Here is an 18823-nt window from a genome sequence, read left to right as displayed (position 1 = left end):
CTCCGAGCGCGCGGCACCGGCGCGCTGCGGCGGGCAGGCGGAGGTTTCGAGTTCGTGGCTCATTTGGGTTCCTTCGCTTAGACGTTGAGCAGCAGATGCCTGCGTTCCCAAGAGCTGATCACGCGGAAGAACGCGTCGTACTCGGTCTCCTTCAGCACCAGATAGGCTTTGACGAACGGCTCGCCGAGGATCCCCGCGAGCGGCTCGCATGTGGCCATCAGCGTCAGGCCTTCCTCGAGGTTGCGCGGCAGCTGATATGGCATCCGATAACCATTGCTCGCAAGCGGCTCCGTCGGCGTGAGACGCTGCGTGATGCCGAGATAGCCGGCCGCAAGCGTGGCCGCGATCACGAGATAGGGGTTGCAGTCCACGCCCGGTATCCGATTCTCGATCCGGCGCGCCGCCGGCGCCGAATGTGGAATGCGAAAGCCGACGGTGCGATTGTCGTAGCCCCATTGGACGTTGATCGGTGCGGCCATGAAGCGAGACAGGCGGCGATACGAGTTGATGTAGGGCGCGAAAATCGGCATGAGCGCGGGCGTGTACTTTTGCAGGCCGGCGAGGTAGCTATAGAAGATCTCGGTCGGCTCGCCGCTGCCGCTGGTAAAGAGGTTGCGTCCGGTCTCCTTGTCGATGAGGCTTTGATGCACGTGCATCGCCGAACCGGGCTCGCCTTCCATGGGCTTGGCCATGAACGTCGCATACATGTGATGACGCAATGCCGCCTCGCGCACGGTGCGCTTGAACAGGAATACACGATCGGCGAGATGGAGCGGATCGCCATGAAGGAAATTGATTTCCATCTGCGCCGCGCCTACCTCGTGAATCAGCGTATCGACCTCGAGCTCCTGGATCTCGCAGTACTCATAGATATCTTCGAAGAGCGGATCGAACTCGTTGACGGCTTCAATGGAATAGGCCTGCCGCCCGGTTTCCGCTCGACCCGTGCGACCGACGGGCGGGCGCAGCGGCAAGTCCGGGTCTTTGTTCATGTCGACGAGATAGAACTCGAGCTCCGGTGCGACGACGGGCTTCCAGCCCTTCGCTTCATAGTGCTCGAGCACGCTTCGCAACACATGACGCGGCGAGATCGCGACCGGCGTGCCGTCGAAGTGGACGCAGTCGTGGATGACTTGCGCGGTCGGGTCGACAGCCCACGGAATCATCCGAATCGTCGACGGGTCGGGCACACAGACCATGTCGGGGTCCGTTACGCCGGTGAGGCTGCTATCGTCCGGGTAGTCGCCCGTGACCGTCTGGATCATCACGGCCTGCGGCAAGCGCATCGCCTCGCCCGACTCGAACTTGCTGCGCGGGATGATCTTGCCGCGTGCGATGCCAGCCATGTCGGGGATGATCGCCTCGATCTCGGTGACGTGGTGCTTTCTCAGGAATTCATCGATGTCGTACATGATCGTTCTCGTTGGTTTGATGGTGCCGGCTCGCATCGCCCAAGGCCCTGAGGCCGAGCGTGGGGCGACGCGACTCCGCGGCAACGCGCGAAACGCGTGGTGCCGGGAATGGGAGCATGCACGCCGCGTCAGCGGACGGTGCCGCGTGTGGCGAAAAGCCAGACGTTCGGCACGGATCGATCGCGCCGGCTGGCCGTCAGGCGATGTGCGCGCCGATGCCCTGCGCCGGGCGTACAGCGAAGGGAAGGGGGGGCGAAGGAGACGCTACGGCAGCAGCGAGGCGACGCCGTCCTTATCGACGGCCACGAATGCGCGGGACGAAACGACGTTGTGGCGCCGCACGCAGCGACGGGACAGGACGGTGGAGACGGACGAACACCGGCGAAATTCAGGCGTGCGGCTGCTGCCGTCGGCTGTGGCGCAATCGCCGCGAAGATACCTCGCTGGCTGAGTGCGGTTCCATCTAATCAAAGGACCTCGGGCTCTCACGATGACCTCGACAAAGGCAACGTATTTCGAGCATATACGAGCTCTAAAAAAGTCGTCAAATGCGTTGTGAGAGAAAACGTTGCCAAGTGTCTGCTGAAGCTACTACAGACTCCTCGCGGTCCGACGTGCCGAGGAAAGAAATGCGCAATTAAATTCGGGAGTCAAGACGAAACGACGCATCTCGCCTAGGCGATAATTCGGTTTTTTTTGATCGCTTCGACGATTAAATAGCCGCATTAGATAGGATGCATTGACGCGTCGCGTGGCGCGAACCTCTCGCGGCGAAAGTGACGTCGAAATCAAATTGGCACGCGCGCGACCGCATTGAACGCCCCGTCGGCCGCGCAAGCCGCGAAGAGCCATCGCCGGAAAGCCGGCGCCGCGGGCGCTTCGGGGCGCGCGGGAGGGCAGACCAGAAAATACCCCCGCGGCGTCGTGACAGGCGTATCGAAGAGCGCCACGAGCTGGCCGGTCGCAATGAGCTCATCGACGAGCGGCGACCAGCCGAGCGCCACGCCTTGATGGGTCAGTGCCGCGTGCATGACCAGCGCGTAGCTGTTGAACGTCAAGCCATGTTCGTCGGGCGGCGCGGCAATGCCATAAGCGTTGAACCAGCCGTTCCAGTCCAGCCAGCGCTTGGGCTCGGTCGGCTGCACATGCAGCAACGGAAGGGCGCGCAGATCCGCGGGTGCGGCGAGCGACGAATGTGCCGCGCGAAACGCGGGCGAGCAGACCGGAATCACCTGCTCGGGAAAGAGGCGCGTCGCCGTGCAGGGCGACCAATCGCCGTCCCCGAACGCAATCGCGACGTCCGCGCGGTCGCGGCGAGGGTCGAACGCATGCTGCGATGTGACCACCTTCACGTCGAGATCCGGCATCGAGCGCCTCAGGCCGGTGAGGCGCGGCATCAGCCAGTAAGTGGCGAAGCCGGCGTCCGTGAGAATCGTCAGCGCGCCCTTGGCGCGCCTCGATCGAATGTCGGCCACGGCATCGCGAATCCTCGTGAAGCTGTGGCGGACGGCCTCGTACAGGCGCTCACCTTCGGGCGTCAGCGTTACGCCGCGGTGACCGCGTTCGAATAGCGGTGCCCCGAGGTCCGCCTCGAGCTGGACGATGCGCTGGCTGACCGCCGGCTGCGTCGAATCGAGCTCACGCGCGGCCGCGCTGAAGCTTGCCAGTCGCGCCGCGGACTCGAAGACGGAGAGCGCTTGCATCGGCGGCAAACGATCGTGTCCAGACATAAGCGCACCTAATAGGGCCATAAGTTGTGGGCGACTTCACACGCGATTAATGAGCCGACATATTTGATCTCACTCGCTCGGGACGCAGCGCGGATCGAGCGGCGGGTGCAGTCGGCAGGCACGGCAAAGACTGCCCGCGAGTGCACCCCGTTTCGCAACTGATTCTAATCGGCCTCGTTCATGAATCCCAGCGCGAGAAAAAATATCCTCATCCTGATGGCGGACCAGATGACGACCTCGTCGTTACGGTCGTATGGCAACACCGTCTCGAAGACGCCGCGCATCGATGCGCTCGCGCGCGGCGGCGTCGTGTTCGACTCGGCCTACTGCGCGAGTCCGCTTTGCGCGCCGTCGCGCTTTGCGCTGATGGCGGGCAAGCTGCCGTCGAAGATCGGCGCCTATGACAACGCCGCCGAATTCCCCGCCCAAACCCTAACGTTCGCCCATTATCTGCGCGCGGCCGGCTACCGCACCGTACTGTCCGGCAAGATGCATTTCTGCGGCCCCGACCAGCTACACGGTTTCGAAGAGCGCCTGACGACCGACATTTATCCCGCGGATTTCGGCTGGGTGCCCGACTGGGACCGGCCCGAAGCTCGGCCGAGCTGGTACCACAACATGAGCTCGGTGCTCGATGCCGGTCCGTGCGTGCGGACCAACCAGCTCGATTTCGACGACGAAGTGACGTTCACCGTGCGGCAGAAGCTCTACGACATGGCACGCGAACGTCAGGCAGGCAGCGATCTGCGGCCGTTCTGTCTGGTCGCTTCGCTGACGCATCCTCACGATCCGTACGCGATTCCATTGCCGTTCTGGAACCTCTATCGCGACGAGGACATCGATCTGCCGCGCGTGACGCTCGGCTACGACGAGAGCGACGCGCATTCGAAGCGGCTGAGACACGTCTGCGAGAACGACCGTACACCGCCCACCGAAGTTCAAATCCGCCATGCACGCCGTGCGTACTATGGAGCGCTTTCATACGTGGATGCGCAGTTCGGCGCGATGCTCGACGCACTCGAGGCAACGGGATTTGCCGACGACACCATCGTCATCGTTACGTCGGACCACGGCGACATGCTCGGCGAGCGAGGCCTCTGGTACAAGATGACGTTCTTCGAGAACGCGGCGCGCGTACCGCTGATCGTGCACGCGCCGACGCAGTTCGCGCCGCACAGGGTGGCCGAATCCGTTTCGACGATCGATCTGCTGCCGACGCTCGTCGAGCTGGCAACCGGTGCGCGCGAGACTGCATGGCCCGATCCGGTGGACGGCCGCAGCCTCGTACCGCATTTGCGCAACGATGGCGGACATGACGAAACATTCGGCGAATATCTCGCCGAAGGCGCCATCGCACCGATCGTGATGATCCGACGCGGGCCGTACAAGTTCATCCATACACAGGCGGATCCCGATCAACTGTTCGACGTCGAGGCCGACCCGCTCGAGCTCGTCAATCTAGCGCGGAGTCCGGCGCACGCGCCACGCGTCGCGGCATTCCGCGCGGAAGTCGCGCAGCGTTGGGATCTCGACGCGTTGCATCGGGAGGTCAGCGTGAGCCAGCGCCGGCGGCGTTTCCATTACGCGGCGACGACACAAGGACGAATTCAGTCGTGGGACTGGCAGCCGTTCACCGACGCGAGCCAACGCTACATGCGCAATCACATTGAACTGGACACGCTGGAAGCGATGGCGCGCTTTCCTCGCGTCGTGCGCGAGTAACCGACTGCCGGCCCCAACGGAACCCCAATCTAGACGTAGTGAAAACAACCCCACGCAGGAGCGGAAATGAAACGAAACGAACGCCACTGGGCGAGGAGCATCGTATCCGCGATATTGTTCGTGGCCGCGGTGTTGCCCACGCTCGCGACGCGCGCGGCGGAGCCGGGCAGTTGCACCGAAGTTCGCATGGCCGATCCCGGGTGGACCGATATCGACGCGACCAACGCCGTGACAGGTGTGCTGCTGAAGGCGCTCGGTTATCGCCAGAGCGTCGCCAACCTTTCGGTGCCGATCACCTACGAAGGCTTGAAGAAAGGGCAGGTCGACGTGTTCCTCGGCAACTGGATGCCGGCACAGGCCCCACTCGTGAGACCGTTCATTGCCGAGCGCTCGATCGATGTGCTGCACGCCAATCTGACCGGTGCAAAGTTCACGCTCGCGGTACCCGATTACGTCGCGGCGGCCGGGGTCCATTCGTTTGCCGATCTCGCGAAGCATGGCGAGCAATTCGGCGACAAGATCTACGGCATCGAGCCGGGCGCCCCCGCCAACCAAAACATCACGAAAATGATCGGCGACAAGGCGTTCGAGCTCGGCCGTTGGTCGCTCGTCGCGTCGAGCGAGACCGCGATGCTGACCCAGGTCGAACGCGCGGTTCGCGACAAGAAGTGGATCGTGTTTCTGGCGTGGGAGCCGCACGTGATGAACACGAAGTTTCATCTGGCCTACCTGTCGGGCGGCGACGCGTATTTTGGACCTGATTATGGCGGCGCGACGGTGAACACGGTGACGCGCGCCGGCTTCGCGGGGCAGTGCGCGAACCTCGGAAAGCTGTTCAGGCAATTGACGTTCAATGTCGAGCTCGAAAATCAGATCATCGCCGACGTGCTGTTGAACAAGGTCAACGTGAACACTGCCGCCCTCGATGCCCTCAAGGCTCATACGAACCTGCTCGGACCTTGGCTCGACGGCGTGACGACGGCCACGGGCGCCGACGGATTGCAGGCAGTCAAGGCTGCGCTTGGCGAGAGCAAACAAAAATGAATCGACTACCTGCCCCGATATCATTCGGCCTTGCATTGGCCCTGGCATCCATACCGACTTTTAGCCACGCCCAAAGCAGCGTCACGCTGTACGGCATTCTCGACGCCGGTATCACCTACGTGAACAACAGTGGCGGCTCACACGTGATCAAGTTCGACGATGGTGTTTCATACGGCAACCGCTGGGGGCTGACAGGCACCGAAGACCTCGGCGGCGGCCTCTCCGCGGTGTTCGCGCTCGAAAGCGGCTTCAGGCTCGGCACCGGCAAGCTCGCGTTCGGCGGTGCCGAGTTCGGGCGACAAGCCTATGTGGGCCTATCGAACCAGTGGGGCACCTTATCGCTCGGCAATCAGCTCGATATGACCGAGGAGATGGTATTCCTCTACAACGTCTCCGCCTGGGCAAGCGGCTACGCCATCCATCAGGGCGACTTCGACCGTTTCAATGGCGATCGGCTGCCGAATTCGATCAAGTTCCTCTCGAAGGACATCAGCGGCCTGAAGTTCGGAGGCATGTGGTCCTTCGGCGGCGTGGCGGGCAACTTTCACGAGGATAGCGCGTACAGTGTCGGCGCCCACTATGCGCACGGAAACTTCACGATCGGTGCGGCTTATACTCAGTTGAACAATCCGCATGGCATTTACGCGTTCGATCCTTATGCGATGATCGGCACGCACACGTTCCTCGGCAAACCGACGGTCAGCGTGGATCCCGCGACCGGTGCCATTGCCGATTTGTACTCGAGCACGTCTTTCCCGGTGGACAAGCAAGGCACGTTCGGAATCGGTTCGAGCTACGCGATCGGTGCCGTGACCCTGATGGGCAACTTCTCGTACACGACGATCAAGGGGTTCGGCGAATCGTCGCACATGCAGGTGCTCGAAGGCGGTGCGTCCTGGCGAATGACGCCCGCCTTCAGCGCGATCGGCGGTTATCAGTACACACGCTTCGAAGGGCACCACTGGAATCAGGTTTCGGCCGGAATGCACTACCTCCTGTCGAAGCGCACCGACGTCTATGTTTCGGGCGACTACCTGAAGGCATCCAGCGGCGTGGACGCGGTGATCGGCTACAGCTTCACGCCGTCCACCACCTCGACGCAGGCGGATATCCGGATCGGCATGCGTCACTCCTTCTAGTCGATCTGCGCGCGGTCTGCGCTCCGAGTCCTATCCCGCCTGCTTCACCTGGAAGATCCGCACTGCGTCGGCGAGCGTGCGAGACTGCTCCTGCAACGAGCCGGCCGCGGCCGATGCCTGCTCGACGAGCGCCGCGTTTTGCTGCGTGACGTTATCGATCTGCGCGATCTCGACGTGAATCTGCTCGATGCCGGAGCGCTGTGCGGCGCTCGCGGCGCTGATCTCGCCCATGATCTGTGCCGCCTCCTTCACACTCGTCACGATCTGTTCCATCGTCTTGCCGGCGACGTCGACGAGCCGCACGCCGGCTTCGATTCGCTCGACGGACTTGCTGATGAGCTCGTTGATCTCCTTCGCGGCGGTCGCGCTGCGCTGCGCGAGCGCGCGCACTTCCGTCGCGACGACGGCAAAGCCGCGCCCCTGCTCGCCGGCGCGCGCGGCTTCCACGGCCGCGTTCAGCGCGAGAATGTTCGTCTGAAACGCAATGCTGTCGATGACGCCGATGATGTCGCCGATTTTGGTCGCGCTGGAGTTGATCTCGCTCATCGTCGTCACGACCTCCGTCATCGTGCGTCCGCCATCGGTCGCGACCTGACTGGCGAGCGCAACGAGCTCGTTGGCCTGCTTGGCATGATCCGCATTGTGCTTGACGGCGTCGGTCAGCGACGCAACCGAGTGCGCCGTGCGCTGCAAGCTGAGCGCCTGCTGCTCGGTGCGCGAGCTGAGATCGTTGTTGCCCGCGGCAATTTCATTGGAGGCCTGCGCTACAGTCTCGGCCGATTGCCGCACGTCGGCGATGGTCGTCTGCAGTTTTTTGCGCATCTGGTTCAGCTCGTAGTTGAGCCAGGCGATCTCGTCGCGGCCCGACGACTCGATTTTGGTCGCGAGGTCGCCATTGGCAATGCGGCCGACCGTGGCGACGACGTTCTCCACGGGGACTTTGATGCTGCGCCGAATGCTCCAGCCGAGGAGTGCGCCGAGCGCGACGGCGATCGTAGAGCCGATGCCGACGACGGGCACAAGCGCGTCGGCCATTCGCGCCCCGTCGGCGGCCGCCGCCGCGGCTGCGAGGCCCTTGACTGCCCATATGGCCATAGCGCTTGCGCAGAGCACGAGCAGCGTCATGATGGCGAAGCCCGCCGATATACGCGTCGTCAGGCGGAAGTTGGAAAGCTTGATCATCGTGACCTCGAAAGCTCGTGTTGCGTTGCCGGGCGGCGGCCCGATGGGCGTGTGCGCAACCGCGCTGCACCGGTCGCCGCTGCACGTATTTACGGCGCGCCGGTCCCCTTCTCCGCACGCGGGTTTACACGGGGAGAGCAACAGTTTTGCTGCGATTTTCGAGGCGATCGATAAGGGATCGTTTAGGCAAATGCGGGACAGGGCACTAGTGTCTTTCCTTATGCCGCGGCTTCATCAACACCTTGATGGAATCGAGAGAGTTAGCGACCTCGATCGCCTCATCCCACTCTTCGAGCGAGAAGCCGTGCGTGACGATGCCTTTCGACGTCACGAGCCCGCGCGCGAGCAGATCGATCGCGATCGGGTAGCAGTAGGGACCGAGGTGCGCGCCTCGTAGGTCGAGCTCTTTGCGATCGCCGATGATGGACCAATCGACTGATGTTTGCTCGCCGAACACCGAGAATTCGACGAAGCGCCCGAGCTTGCGAATCATCTCGAGTCCTTGCGGCACACCCGCCGGCGCACCCGTCGTTTCGATGTAGACGTCGCACCCGTACTGATCGGTAATCGAGCGCACGATGGCGATCGCGTCGTCCTTGCGCCGATTGATGATGACGTCGGCGCCATATTCGCTCGCGAGCGCGAGCCGCTCGTCGACGAGATCGACGACGACGAGCTTCTTCGGCGTCTTCAAATGCGCCACCTGCGTCATCATCAAGCCGAGCGGCCCGGCGCCGGCGATGACGACGACGTCGTCGAGCTGAATGTCGCCGCGGTTGACCGTGTGGATCGCGCAGGCGAGCGGCTCGATGATCGCGGCGTCTTCGAGCGAGATCCCGAGCGGAATCTTGTGCACGATCGCCGTGGCGGGAATTCGCATGTACTCGGCCATGCCGCCATCCGCGACCTCGCGCTGAAAGCCGAAGATATTGTGGACCTCGCACATCCAGTACTGGCCCGACTTGCAATATCGGCACTTGCAGCAAGGCACGATCTGCTCGGCGATCACGCGCTCGCCGATGCTCACGCCAAAGTGCGCGGCCGCGCCTTCCCCAAGCTCTTCCACGTAGCCGAAGAACTCATGCCCCGGAATCACAGGTGCCTTCACCCACGGGCTGGCCCCGCCCCAGAACATCTTCGCGCCCGCATAGCATTTGCAATCGCTTGCGCAAATGCCGCAGGCGGCAATGCGGATGACGAGCTCATTACGGCCCGGCCGCGGCCGCTCGACGCGCTCGACGCGGTAGTCGTTCGGCGCATGACAGACGACGGCGGTCATCGGCGAGTTTGCTGGCGATTCGCTCATCGATCACTCCATGACGATCTGGACTTTGACGTCGGTCGGCTTGCCGCTCGCCGCTTCTTCGAACGCCTCGATGCCGCGCGAGAACGGGAACGAGCGCGAAATGAACGGTTTCACGTCGACGCGACCCGAAGCGATCAACTGGATCGCGCGCGGGAACATATTCGCGTAGCGGAAGACCGACTCGATCCGCGCCTCCTTGACTTGCAATGCGACGATATCGACGGGAACGGCGTGCTGCGGCATGCCGACGAGTACGAGGCAGCCCCCGGGGCAGAGCAGGTCGACGATCCCCTCGAAGGCCTTTTCGCTGCCGCTCGCCTCGAAAACGACGTTCGCGCCCCAGCCGTCGGTGAGCTCGGCGACGACATCGCGCACGCTTTTCTCACGGATGTCGACGCAGGTGACGCCCGTTACCCCCCCGATCAGATCGAGCTTCTCGGGAACGAGATCGCAGACGATCGCGCGGCTGCAGCCGCCCGCGAGCGCGGCGAGCGCGCACATCATGCCGATGGTGCCGGCGCCGAGGACGACGGCGACGTCGCCCGGCTTGATCGACGCTTTCGTCGCGGCTTGCAACCCGATCGAAAGCGGCTCGACGATCGCGCCTTCGGCAAAGCTCACGTGGTCGGGCAGCTTGTAGGTGAAGGCGGCCGGATGGACGACGAACGGTGTGAGACAACCGTGAACGGGAGGCGTTGCCCAGAAGCGCACCTTCGGATCGAGGTTGTACATGCCTTCGCGCACGGCGCGCGAAGTCATGTCGGGGACGCCGGGCTCCATGGCGACGCGGTCGCCGACTTGAAGATGACTGACCTCGTCGCCGACTTCCATGATCGTGCCCGACGCCTCATGGCCGAGCACCATCGGTTCGTCGACGACGAATGGCCCGATGCGCCCGTGCTGGTAGTAGTGAATGTCGCTGCCGCAGATGCCGACCGTATGAATACGGATGCGCACGTCGCGCGGCCCGACGGCTTGCGGCAACGTGAAGGGGCGCAGCCGGATGCGGCGCGCTTCTTCGAGAACGAGGGCTTCCATTTTTTTCCTTTGCTGATGGGTACCGGCCGATCGCCCGATCGGCCGGCGGGTTATCCGGCAAGAAAACCGCCGTCTACGGCGAAGCTGACTCCGTTGATCATGCTCGCGTCCTCCCCGAGCAGATAAGCGATCGTGCGCGCGACTTCATCGGGCTCGGCGAAGCGGCGCAGCGGAATGCGCGCGCGCATCGGCGCCGCCTTGTCCGGGTCGCTCCAGGCTTTGACCGCCATCGGCGTCAGCGTGACGACGGGATTGATGGCGTTGACACGGATGCCGTGCTCGCCGAGCTCGACGGCCATGACACGCGTCAGGCCGTCGAGCGCCGCCTTCGACGCGCAGTACGAGGCATGCAGCGGCAGGCCGATCTGCGCCGAGATGCTCGACACGTTGACGATTGCGCCACCCGTGCCTCGCGCGATCATGTTGCGCGCGCATTCCTGCGCGACGATCAGCGCGGCGCGGACGTTGACGGCCATCGTCGAATCGAATGCGTCGACGGTCGTGTCGAGGAACGGCTGCAGCTCGACGGTGCCGGCATTGTTGACGAGCAGGTCGACGGGCTGGGCACGGCGGGCGGCCTCGCGTGCCTCGTGCGCGTCGGCGAGATCGACGCAGAGCGTCTCGCAACCGATCCCGCGCTTCAGCGCGACGAGGTCCGCTTCGGTACGGCTTGCCGCGATCACGCGCGCACCGCGGGCGGCCATCAATAGCGCGGTCGCATGGCCGATACCTTTGCCGGCTCCCGTGATCAGCACCGTTTTTCCCGCGAACTCGCGGCTGCGGTCCATCGATGTCATCGCCATCTCTCTCAAGGTTCGTCGACAAGCCGACGCGCCATGTCTTCATCGGTGACGAGCACCGATACATACCGCCCCCGCAATGCGGCCCGTGTGACGAGAAACTTCTTGGCTCCGCCGCTGACGAGCACGACGCGTTTGATCTGGCGCAAGTCGTCGAGCGCGACCGCGACCGTGCGCCGGTTCAGCGGATGATTGATGAGCTTGCCGTCCTCGTCCATGAAATGGCCGAGCATGTCGCCGACGGCCCCCGTCTTGCGAAGCGTGCGCAGATCATCCGGATTGTTGATGCCGTACGTGATGACGAGCGATTCGGTCAAGTCGCCCGCTGTCAGCAGGGCCAGGTCAGCGTTGCGCGCGCGTTCGTATGCCTCGCGGATCGCTTCCTCCTGCAGGATGACGTCGCGCGCTTTCTGGCTGCTGACGTAAATCGGCGCCGCGAACAGATAGCCGTCGGCGTGGCACAGGTTGGCAAAGTCGGAGACGATGTCGAACGTGTTGATGCTGGGACAGTGCGAAAGCCCGCCTTGCAGCGAGACGGCCGAGATCGGGCCGTACGCGCGCTGCGGCAATGCGCGCAAAACGGCACGGATCGTGCGGCCCCAGCCGAGGCCGATCGTATTGCCGGACTCGATGTGCTTGGAGAAGTAGGCCGCGCCGCCGATGCCGAGCGCCGCCATGTTCGCTTCAGGCGTTGCCCCGCTCGGCACGACGACGGCCGCCGCGAGCCCAAAGCGCTGCACGAGCTGCGCTTCGAGCGCGACGCAAGGCGCGATGCGGCTGTTGATCGTGATCTGCACGAGACCCGACTCGCGGCTCGCCGCAAGCAGTCTGTTCACGCGCACGCGGTTGCTGCCGATGTGCTGCGCGATCTCCTGCTGCGTGAGATTGCCGACGTAGTAGTGCCAGGCCACGCGCGCTTGCAGCTCTTCCTCCGTATCGATCGAGTCGTCGGCTTCGACGAGCGGAGTGGGCGTTTCCGTCTTGCTCATGATGTTGGATCGGGATGATAGGAAACGGGCGGTTATACCATTCGGGCATCATTTGACCGCGCCCATCGTGAGGCCTTGCACGAGTCGTCCCGACACGAGCAGCGCGAACACGATCATCGGCAGTACGATCAGCGTGCCGGTCGCCATGATTTCCCCCCAGGGCAACTCGTAACCGCTCATGTAGCTCGTCGCGGCGACGGGGGAGGTGACGGCGTCCTCGCGCGTGAGAACGAGCGCATAGAGCAGATCGTTCCACGAGAAGATGAATGCGAAGATGGCCGACACGACGATGCCCGGCATCGCAAGCGGCAGGTTGATGCGCCAGAAGACGCGCCACGGCGACGCGCCGTCGAGCCTTGCGGCTTCGTCGAGCTCGACCGGAATGTTGCGGAACTGATCCGTGCAGATCCAGACGACGATCGGCAGCGAGAACGTCAGATAGAGCAGGATCAGGACGATATGTGTATCGATGAGGTCGAGCTTCGTCGCGATCAGGAAGAACGGCACGGCGAGCACGATGGGGCTCACCATCCGGTTCGAGATGAACCAGAACCAGAAATCCTGCTTGCCGCGGAACTCATAGCGTGCGAGCGCGTAAGCGGCGGGCGTCCCGAGTAGTATCGCGAGCGCCGTGGTGCTGCTCGCAATGATCAGTGAGTTGACGAGGCTGCCGAGCACGTCGTGCTGGAAGAGGGCATCGGTGTAGTGGCTCAGCGTGGGCTTGAAGATCCAGCGCGGCGGGTAGGCGAGCGCATCCGCCCGGTCCTTGAGGCTCGTCGTGACCATCCAGTAGAACGGGAACACCGACGAAAGGAAGACGATCAGGAGACCTAAGAAATGCCAGATCGTTGCGCGTTGTCGCGCTGCGCGGGCGCGTTGGGAGCGTGACGTCACAGTCGTATTCATCATGCCTCCCGATAGACGAAACGGATGTAAAGCCGCGAAAGCACGATCGTCAGGACCAGCAGCAAGATGGCTTGCGCCGAAGCCATGCCCTGATCGAATAACCGAAAGCCAATGCGCTGGATGTAGACGCTGACGAATTCCGTTGCGGCGCCGGGGCCGCCGCGCGTCATCGTGAAGACGGCGTCGAACATCTTGAGCATGTCCGCGGAACGCAAAATCATGATCGCCGTCAACCCAGGCAGCAGGAACGGGCGCTGCAGATGCCAGAGCACCATCGTCCATCGCGGCGTTTCGAGTCGCGCCGCCTCCTCGGCTTCTTTGGGCACCATCGAAAGCCCGGCAAGGAAGATCAGCGCGCAAAACGGCGTCCATTGCCAGACGTCCATGATCATGACGGCGACGAAGGCGAGCGTCGGATCGCCGAGCCAGTCGAGCGGCCCGATGCCGAGAAAGCTCAGCAGGTAATTGGCGACGCCGAATTGCCGATTGAATACGAGCCGGCCGATGAGGCCGACGACGGCGTAAGTGGTTGCCATCGGGATCACGAGGCTCACGCGCGCGAGGGAGCGCATCCAGGCGAGCCCGGTGCGATGCAGGAGCAAGGCGGCGAAAAGGCCGAGCGCGACTTCGATCGGCAACGTCAGGCAGAGAAACAGCACGGTGCGGCCGAGCGCGTCCCAGAACGACGGATCGGTCAGCGTCGCGACATAGTTGTCGAAGCCGACGAACGGCGTGCCGGCTTCGGGATTCGCGAGCTGGTATTGATGGAACGAGTTGTAGAGCGCCACGAGCAGCGGGTAGATTCCGATCACCGCCAGCGCGAAGATCGCCGGAAACAGGAACCAGAACGCCGGCGAGCGCGGCAGCAGTCGCATGCGCGCCGCCGCGCGGGCCTTGCCCGCATCGGCGGCGGGCGAAGCGGTGCTGTTCGTCATGGCACCTCTCGAACGTTGCGTCGGCCGCATCGCAATGCTGACTCCTTTATTTCAACAGGGGTTTCTTGCCATCGTAATAGCCGGCCTTGTCGAGGATCGCATCGACCTTCGTATCGATCGTCTGTGCCCCATCCTTGACGGAAACCTGGCCCAACATCATCTTCGTGCCCCATTCGCCGATCACTTCGGAGATGGCGGGCCATTCCGGGAAGCGTGGACGATAGTCAGGCACGCCGCCTTGCCACGACTCGACCATGGGCTTCACGAACGGATATTTCTGCTCGATGGCCGGATCCTTGTAGAGGGACATGCGCGCAGGCACGCCGCCCGCCTCGAGGTAAGGCTTGGCCATTTGCTCGGACGTGATCCACTGGATGAAGAGCCAGGAGGCCGCCTGTTTCTTGGCGCTCGATTTCGCGTTGACGGCGAGCGAGAATCCGCCGAGCGCGGGCTTGAGACCCGCTGCCCCGCGTGGCTCGGTGGCCACGCCGAGACATGAGCCGATCTTCGATTTGGTCGGATCGGTCAGCGTCGGGTAGAAGGCCGACCATTCGGTGATCATCGCGACCTGCCCTTGAGCGAGCGCATTGACGGCCTCGGCATGATCGAAATCGACGATGCCCGGCGGCATGTACTTCATCAGTTTTTGTCGATACTCGAGGCCTTCTTGCGATTGAGGCGACAAGAGGTTCGCCTTGAATTTCGCATCGAGCAGGGAGCCGCCGTTGGGCCAGAGCACACGCATGAAGCTATCGGCCGACTGCGTCTCGCCGCGGCGCGATTGCAGCGCGAATGCGTACTGGTTCTTCACGGGGTTCGTGAGCTTCGGCGCATAGGTGTTGAGCAGCTCGTCCCATGTCTTCGGCGGTTCGCTGAAACCAGCGTCCTTCAGCATGCATTTGTTGTAGAAGAGCAGGCCCGAGTAGTTATCGAACGGCAGGCCGTAGATAACCTTGTTCCAGGTGCCGAACGAATCGAGCAGGATGGGGAAGAAGTCCTTCAGGTTCAGGTTCGGGTCGGCGAGCTTCGGATCGCCGGTGAATTTGCTGATCGGCACGAGCCACTTGTTGCTCGCGAACTCTCCCAGCCAGACGACGTCGACGAGCACGATGTCCTGAGCCCCGCCGCTCGCGAAGTTCAGGACTTCCTTCTCGCGGGTGCTTTCGTAAGGAATCACGTCCCACTTGACCTTGATCCCCGTCTCCTTCTCGAACTGCGGGATCAGCTTCTCCGCGGCGGCGTAGCCCGGCCGATCGAGAAAGATGGCGTTGATCGTCGTCCCCGAGTAAGGCGCCGACGCTTCCTTCAACGTCCACGCGGAGGCTTGCGCGCAAGCAAGGAGCGTTGCGGTCGCGACGCCCAACATCAAGGCCTTCTGCCGAAGGAAGCGTTTCTTCATTGCTGTCTCCTGGTTTGTTTTGTCGGTTGCACCGATCGCAAGCGCCGCCACGTCGCGGTTCTTGTTAAACGATGAAGCAGTGACTCGGGTCGACTTCGGACGGCGTCCGTTTCACTTGTAATTTCCGTTTTACAAATGTATATTTTGGCGAGCGGCAGATGTCAAGAAAAATGTGATCAGGAGACATGCATGAGTGCGGTGCAGTTGCAGCAGATCCGCAAAACGTTCGGCGGCATGGAAGTGCTGAAGGGCGTCGACATCGAGGTCGCGGATCACGAGTTTCTCGTTTTCGTCGGCCCATCGGGTTGTGGAAAGTCCACGCTGTTGCGCACGATCGCAGGCCTCGAGCGTGTGGATTCGGGGTCCGTCATGATCGGCGGCGAGGACGTGACCGAACTCGAGCCTTCGCAACGCGGCGTGGCGATGGTGTTCCAGTCATATGCGCTCTATCCGCACATGTCGGTCTACGAGAACATCGCATTCGGCTTGCGCATGCTGAAGCTGCCGCGCGACGAAATCGAACGCCGCGTTCGCCGCGCGGCGGACATCCTGCAGATCGGTCAGTTGCTCGAACGGCGGCCACGCGCGCTATCGGGCGGGCAACGGCAGCGCGTGGCGATCGGCCGCGCGATCGTGCGCGAGCCGAAGGTGTTTCTTTTCGATGAGCCGTTATCGAATCTTGACGCGGCGTTGCGTGTGCAGATGCGGCTCGAGCTGATCAAGCTGCATAAGCAGCTCAATGCGACGATGATCTATGTCACGCACGATCAGACGGAGGCGATGACGATGGCGGACCGCATCGTCGTGCTCAATCACGGAAAGGTCGAGCAGATCGGCTCGCCGCTGGAGCTCTATCGGAATCCTCGCAATCGCTTCGTCGCGGGGTTCATCGGCTCGCCGAAAATGAACTTCCTCGAGGTCCGCGTACTGTCGCGCGAGCGGGGCAGTGTCACGATCGAATTGCCGGGCGGTGCGCCGCTCGCGGTCCCGTCGAGCGCCGACGACGTGAGTGCGGGGCAAACCCTGACGCTCGGCATTCGTCCCGAACATCTGATCGAGGAAGGCAGCACAATAGACGGCGGCTTGGCGGGAGAAGTGAATGTGATCGAGCATCTCGGCGGCGAGACGCTCTTGCACTTGCGTCTTGCCGACGACAGGACGATTCAGCTCAAGGCTTCGGGCGAATCGAAGGCCGCTGAAGGGCAGAGGATCATGGCGGGGTTCAGCATTCGCCACGTCCATCTCTTTCGCGAAGACGGCGCGTCGTTACGCGATACGCGCGCAGTCGCCGAACCCGCTGCCGCATGAGGGCTCGATCTGTCGGCGTGGAACCTTGCTAGACGACGATTCGACCTTTCCTGAAAGCTGCCGCATAGACGCCGAGCGCCGATGGCGCCCAGGCAGCTGTTTATCTTCGATGTCTGTTCGCCACACCGCTTTTTCGCAGCGTTCGCGCTCGCCGGTCGCGAAGGCACGGAACTTGCCCCCGCTCCAGCAACCGTTCACTTATTTTTCCGCCTTTCCCGTCTCCAGCGCGACTGCCTTGCAGATGTTCCAAACCGCGAACGAGCCGCGGACAAGCGGAGTGAAATCGCCGTCGAGGCGACGTCAGCAGGGGGGAGACAAATGAACGCACTGGATCAATGGCTGCTCTCGGTCATGTATCGCACAGCCGGCCACTCGCATGCGCTCGCTCGAGTGGCCGAAACGATCGTCAACATGTATTTGATCAAGGGCACGGTGTTGATCGCTTTGCTCTGGTGGATCTGGACCAGGCGTGAGCACGCAACGGCGGACAGGAGCGAGGAAAGGCGGCGGGACCGCGAGATCGTCGTGATCGCCGTTTTGAGCGGCCTCGTCGCGTTGCTCGCCGGACGCCTGCTGGCACATTATCTGCCATTTCGCCTGCGGCCCTTCTATGAACCCCAGCTTCGTTATCTGTATCCCGAGACGACGTCTCCGGACCTGTTGCCTCGGACTTGGAGCGCGTTTCCGAGCGACCATGCGATGCTCTGGTGCGCCATTGCGACCGCGATTTTCGTCGCTTCACGCGCCGCGGGCATCTATGCATTGCTGCACACGGCCATTCTCATTGGATTGCCGCGCATTTACCTTGGCCTGCACTACCCGACGGACGTCATTGCAGGCGCTGCGCTCGGCATCGTCATCGCATGCATTTTGAACTACGGGCCGATCCGCTCGCGCCTGGCGGCGCCCGTACTCGCATTGGCGAGGTATCGGCCCGGTCTCTTTCATGCCTTGGCTTTCGTTCTTTGTTTCGAGCTGGCGACGCAGTTCGATGAATTCCGCGCGCTGGCGCACGACATGTCCAGCGTGATGGCTGGCTTCGTCTGAGCGCTTTGGTCAGTCCAGCGTTCGTTCGGGCTACGTACCTTAAAGGCCGCACGACTTCACGGTCGTATTGCAGATTTTTTACAAACAGACCCCTAAATTTTCACGCTGGGTCGGTTGATCGGTCGAAGGTGCTCTGTCAGCAACGCCGCACGGGAAATTGAGGGCGCACACTGGACCGGCTCGCCACAGCCACCGGCACAGGCGGCAGCCGGGGACGATCACGCAAAGAACGTGTCCTTCTTGATGGATGCGCAAGGGCAGTGGAAGTTGGCGCCGCCCTACGATCTGACTTACTGCCCGGGCTACCAGGGTGAGCACTTCATGGACGTCGCAGGAGAAGGCCGCAATCCCGGACGGGACCACGTTGTTCGGGCTGCGGGGCAGGGAGGAATCGCGCCAGCGCGGGCCGAGCAGATTCTCGACGAAATCCTCGAAAAAGCCGATTCGCAGGCATGGAACCGGGCCGTCTCGAACTATCCGGTGCGGCCGAGAACGGCCCGCGACGTGGGGGCGCGTATCGAGGCGAATCGGAGAGTGCTGCAGAAGCGGAATGCCTGAATATGCGGCGTGTCTGCCTTGAAACTACGCCGAATGGCAAGCTCGGGCGCGTCCCACCGGTTGAGCGAGTAACGGATCACCTCGGGCAGGCAAGCGCGGCGATAGCCGGCCCATGACCGTTCACTCCCATTCTTTACGCGTTTTTATACGTCCGTCGCCACTCTTAGCGTGGCGTTTACCCGGACTCCTCTACGCTTCGCGCTGTCCTCATCCGCTAGGGGATAAAGAAGCGTGGACCTCGTGCATATCGTCGGCACCGGCGTCCTCCGCGGGCTGTTCATCGCATTGGCCGCCGGGTGCGAGAAGCT

16 protein-coding genes are annotated in these 18823 nt (G+C 62.8%); 6 read left to right on the top strand and 10 right to left on the bottom strand.

The window, feature by feature from the left end:
* Window positions 1-77 precede the first annotated feature (77 nt).
* Together B0G57_RS01815 and B0G57_RS01805 are read right to left on the bottom strand one after the other, a co-directional pair.
* Complete coding sequence (locus B0G57_RS01815; protein ID WP_018438867.1) at window positions 78-1412, bottom strand: glutamine synthetase family protein; 1335 nt, start codon at window positions 1410-1412, stop codon at window positions 78-80.
* A gap of 788 nt (window positions 1413-2200) precedes the next feature.
* A complete protein-coding gene (locus tag B0G57_RS01805; RefSeq protein ID WP_018438865.1) occupies window positions 2201-3142 on the bottom strand; it encodes a choline sulfate utilization transcriptional regulator in 942 nt (313 codons plus the stop codon).
* A 180-nt stretch (window positions 3143-3322) separates the two neighbouring features.
* Between B0G57_RS01805 and betC the strand changes: the two genes are divergently transcribed.
* The 3 genes from betC (at window position 3323) to B0G57_RS01790 (ending at window position 7047) form a co-directional block, all read left to right on the top strand.
* Window positions 3323-4864 carry a choline-sulfatase gene (gene betC / locus B0G57_RS01800; protein WP_018438864.1) on the top strand — a complete coding sequence of 514 codons (1542 nt, stop codon included), beginning with the start codon at window positions 3323-3325 and terminating at the stop codon, window positions 4862-4864.
* A 66-nt stretch (window positions 4865-4930) separates the two neighbouring features.
* Window positions 4931-5908 carry a choline ABC transporter substrate-binding protein gene (gene choX / locus B0G57_RS01795; RefSeq protein ID WP_018438863.1) on the top strand — a complete coding sequence of 326 codons (978 nt, stop codon included), beginning with the start codon at window positions 4931-4933 and terminating at the stop codon, window positions 5906-5908.
* On the top strand, window positions 5905-7047 hold the full coding sequence (locus B0G57_RS01790) for a porin (protein ID WP_026229327.1): 1143 nt from the start codon (window positions 5905-5907) through the stop codon (window positions 7045-7047). The genes choX and B0G57_RS01790 overlap by 4 nt, the downstream gene beginning before the upstream one ends.
* Before the next feature lie 30 nt (window positions 7048-7077).
* Here B0G57_RS01790 and B0G57_RS01785 read toward each other — a convergent pair whose 3' ends face one another.
* The 8 genes from B0G57_RS01785 to B0G57_RS01750 form a co-directional block, all read right to left on the bottom strand.
* Window positions 7078-8229, bottom strand: a complete 1152-nt coding sequence (locus tag B0G57_RS01785) for a methyl-accepting chemotaxis protein (protein WP_018438861.1) — start codon at window positions 8227-8229, stop codon at window positions 7078-7080.
* A gap of 205 nt (window positions 8230-8434) precedes the next feature.
* Window positions 8435-9535, bottom strand: coding sequence for an erythritol/L-threitol dehydrogenase (locus tag B0G57_RS01780; protein WP_020565988.1), 1101 nt, complete (start codon window positions 9533-9535; stop codon window positions 8435-8437).
* A gap of 3 nt (window positions 9536-9538) precedes the next feature.
* Window positions 9539-10573 carry an NAD(P)-dependent alcohol dehydrogenase gene (locus tag B0G57_RS01775; RefSeq protein WP_018438859.1) on the bottom strand — a complete coding sequence of 345 codons (1035 nt, stop codon included), beginning with the start codon at window positions 10571-10573 and terminating at the stop codon, window positions 9539-9541.
* A gap of 50 nt (window positions 10574-10623) precedes the next feature.
* Complete coding sequence (locus B0G57_RS01770; protein ID WP_026229326.1) at window positions 10624-11370, bottom strand: SDR family oxidoreductase; 747 nt, start codon at window positions 11368-11370, stop codon at window positions 10624-10626.
* Window positions 11371-11381: 11 nt separating this feature from the next.
* Window positions 11382-12362: a sugar-binding transcriptional regulator gene (locus tag B0G57_RS01765; protein ID WP_018438857.1), complete on the bottom strand. Its 981-nt coding sequence runs from the start codon at window positions 12360-12362 to the stop codon at window positions 11382-11384.
* Between the two features lie 48 nt (window positions 12363-12410).
* Window positions 12411-13271, bottom strand: a complete 861-nt coding sequence (locus B0G57_RS01760) for a carbohydrate ABC transporter permease (RefSeq protein ID WP_018438856.1) — start codon at window positions 13269-13271, stop codon at window positions 12411-12413.
* Entirely contained in the window at window positions 13268-14203 is a 936-nt protein-coding gene (locus tag B0G57_RS01755; RefSeq protein WP_018438855.1) for a carbohydrate ABC transporter permease, read from the bottom strand. Before B0G57_RS01755 ends, B0G57_RS01760 begins: the two co-directional genes overlap by 4 nt.
* Window positions 14204-14249: 46 nt before the next feature.
* Window positions 14250-15602, bottom strand: coding sequence for an ABC transporter substrate-binding protein (locus tag B0G57_RS01750; protein WP_026229325.1), 1353 nt, complete (start codon window positions 15600-15602; stop codon window positions 14250-14252).
* Window positions 15603-15791: 189 nt separating this feature from the next.
* Here B0G57_RS01750 and B0G57_RS01745 point away from each other — a divergent pair, with 189 nt between their 5' ends.
* The 3 genes from B0G57_RS01745 to B0G57_RS01735 all read left to right on the top strand — a co-directional run bounded on the left by B0G57_RS01745 (window position 15792) and on the right by B0G57_RS01735 (window position 18515).
* Window positions 15792-16910: an ABC transporter ATP-binding protein gene (locus B0G57_RS01745; protein WP_018438853.1), complete on the top strand. Its 1119-nt coding sequence runs from the start codon at window positions 15792-15794 to the stop codon at window positions 16908-16910.
* A gap of 318 nt (window positions 16911-17228) precedes the next feature.
* On the top strand, window positions 17229-17957 hold the full coding sequence (locus B0G57_RS01740; protein ID WP_018438852.1) for a phosphatase PAP2 family protein: 729 nt from the start codon (window positions 17229-17231) through the stop codon (window positions 17955-17957).
* A gap of 114 nt (window positions 17958-18071) precedes the next feature.
* On the top strand, window positions 18072-18515 hold the full coding sequence (locus B0G57_RS01735) for a HipA domain-containing protein (protein WP_223258561.1): 444 nt from the start codon (window positions 18072-18074) through the stop codon (window positions 18513-18515).
* Window positions 18516-18823: the final 308 nt, after the last annotated feature.

This window comes from Trinickia symbiotica, from assembly GCF_002934455.1.
In the GTDB taxonomy this organism is placed as follows: Bacteria; Pseudomonadota; Gammaproteobacteria; order Burkholderiales; family Burkholderiaceae; genus Trinickia; species Trinickia symbiotica.
Note: the sequence above shows the minus strand (reverse complement) of the source record. Positions and strands in the feature narration are given on the sequence as shown.

Bases quoted from the DNA above. Each gene is read 5' to 3' on its own strand.
- B0G57_RS01815 (WP_018438867.1), bottom strand. From the start codon at position 1,412: ATGTACGACATCGATGAATTCCTGAGAAAGCACCACGTCACCGAGATC.
- B0G57_RS01805 (WP_018438865.1), bottom strand. From the start codon at position 3,142: ATGTCTGGACACGATCGTTTGCCGCCGATGCAAGCGCTCTCCGTCTTC.
- betC (WP_018438864.1), top strand. From the start codon at position 3,323: ATGAATCCCAGCGCGAGAAAAAATATCCTCATCCTGATGGCGGACCAG.
- choX (WP_018438863.1), top strand. From the start codon at position 4,931: ATGAAACGAAACGAACGCCACTGGGCGAGGAGCATCGTATCCGCGATA.
- B0G57_RS01790 (WP_026229327.1), top strand. From the start codon at position 5,905: ATGAATCGACTACCTGCCCCGATATCATTCGGCCTTGCATTGGCCCTG.
- B0G57_RS01785 (WP_018438861.1), bottom strand. From the start codon at position 8,229: ATGATCAAGCTTTCCAACTTCCGCCTGACGACGCGTATATCGGCGGGC.
- B0G57_RS01780 (WP_020565988.1), bottom strand. From the start codon at position 9,535: ATGAGCGAATCGCCAGCAAACTCGCCGATGACCGCCGTCGTCTGTCAT.
- B0G57_RS01775 (WP_018438859.1), bottom strand. From the start codon at position 10,573: ATGGAAGCCCTCGTTCTCGAAGAAGCGCGCCGCATCCGGCTGCGCCCC.
- B0G57_RS01770 (WP_026229326.1), bottom strand. From the start codon at position 11,370: ATGACATCGATGGACCGCAGCCGCGAGTTCGCGGGAAAAACGGTGCTG.
- B0G57_RS01765 (WP_018438857.1), bottom strand. From the start codon at position 12,362: ATGAGCAAGACGGAAACGCCCACTCCGCTCGTCGAAGCCGACGACTCG.
- B0G57_RS01760 (WP_018438856.1), bottom strand. From the start codon at position 13,271: ATGATGAATACGACTGTGACGTCACGCTCCCAACGCGCCCGCGCAGCG.
- B0G57_RS01755 (WP_018438855.1), bottom strand. From the start codon at position 14,203: ATGACGAACAGCACCGCTTCGCCCGCCGCCGATGCGGGCAAGGCCCGC.
- B0G57_RS01750 (WP_026229325.1), bottom strand. From the start codon at position 15,602: ATGAAGAAACGCTTCCTTCGGCAGAAGGCCTTGATGTTGGGCGTCGCG.
- B0G57_RS01745 (WP_018438853.1), top strand. From the start codon at position 15,792: ATGAGTGCGGTGCAGTTGCAGCAGATCCGCAAAACGTTCGGCGGCATG.
- B0G57_RS01740 (WP_018438852.1), top strand. From the start codon at position 17,229: ATGAACGCACTGGATCAATGGCTGCTCTCGGTCATGTATCGCACAGCC.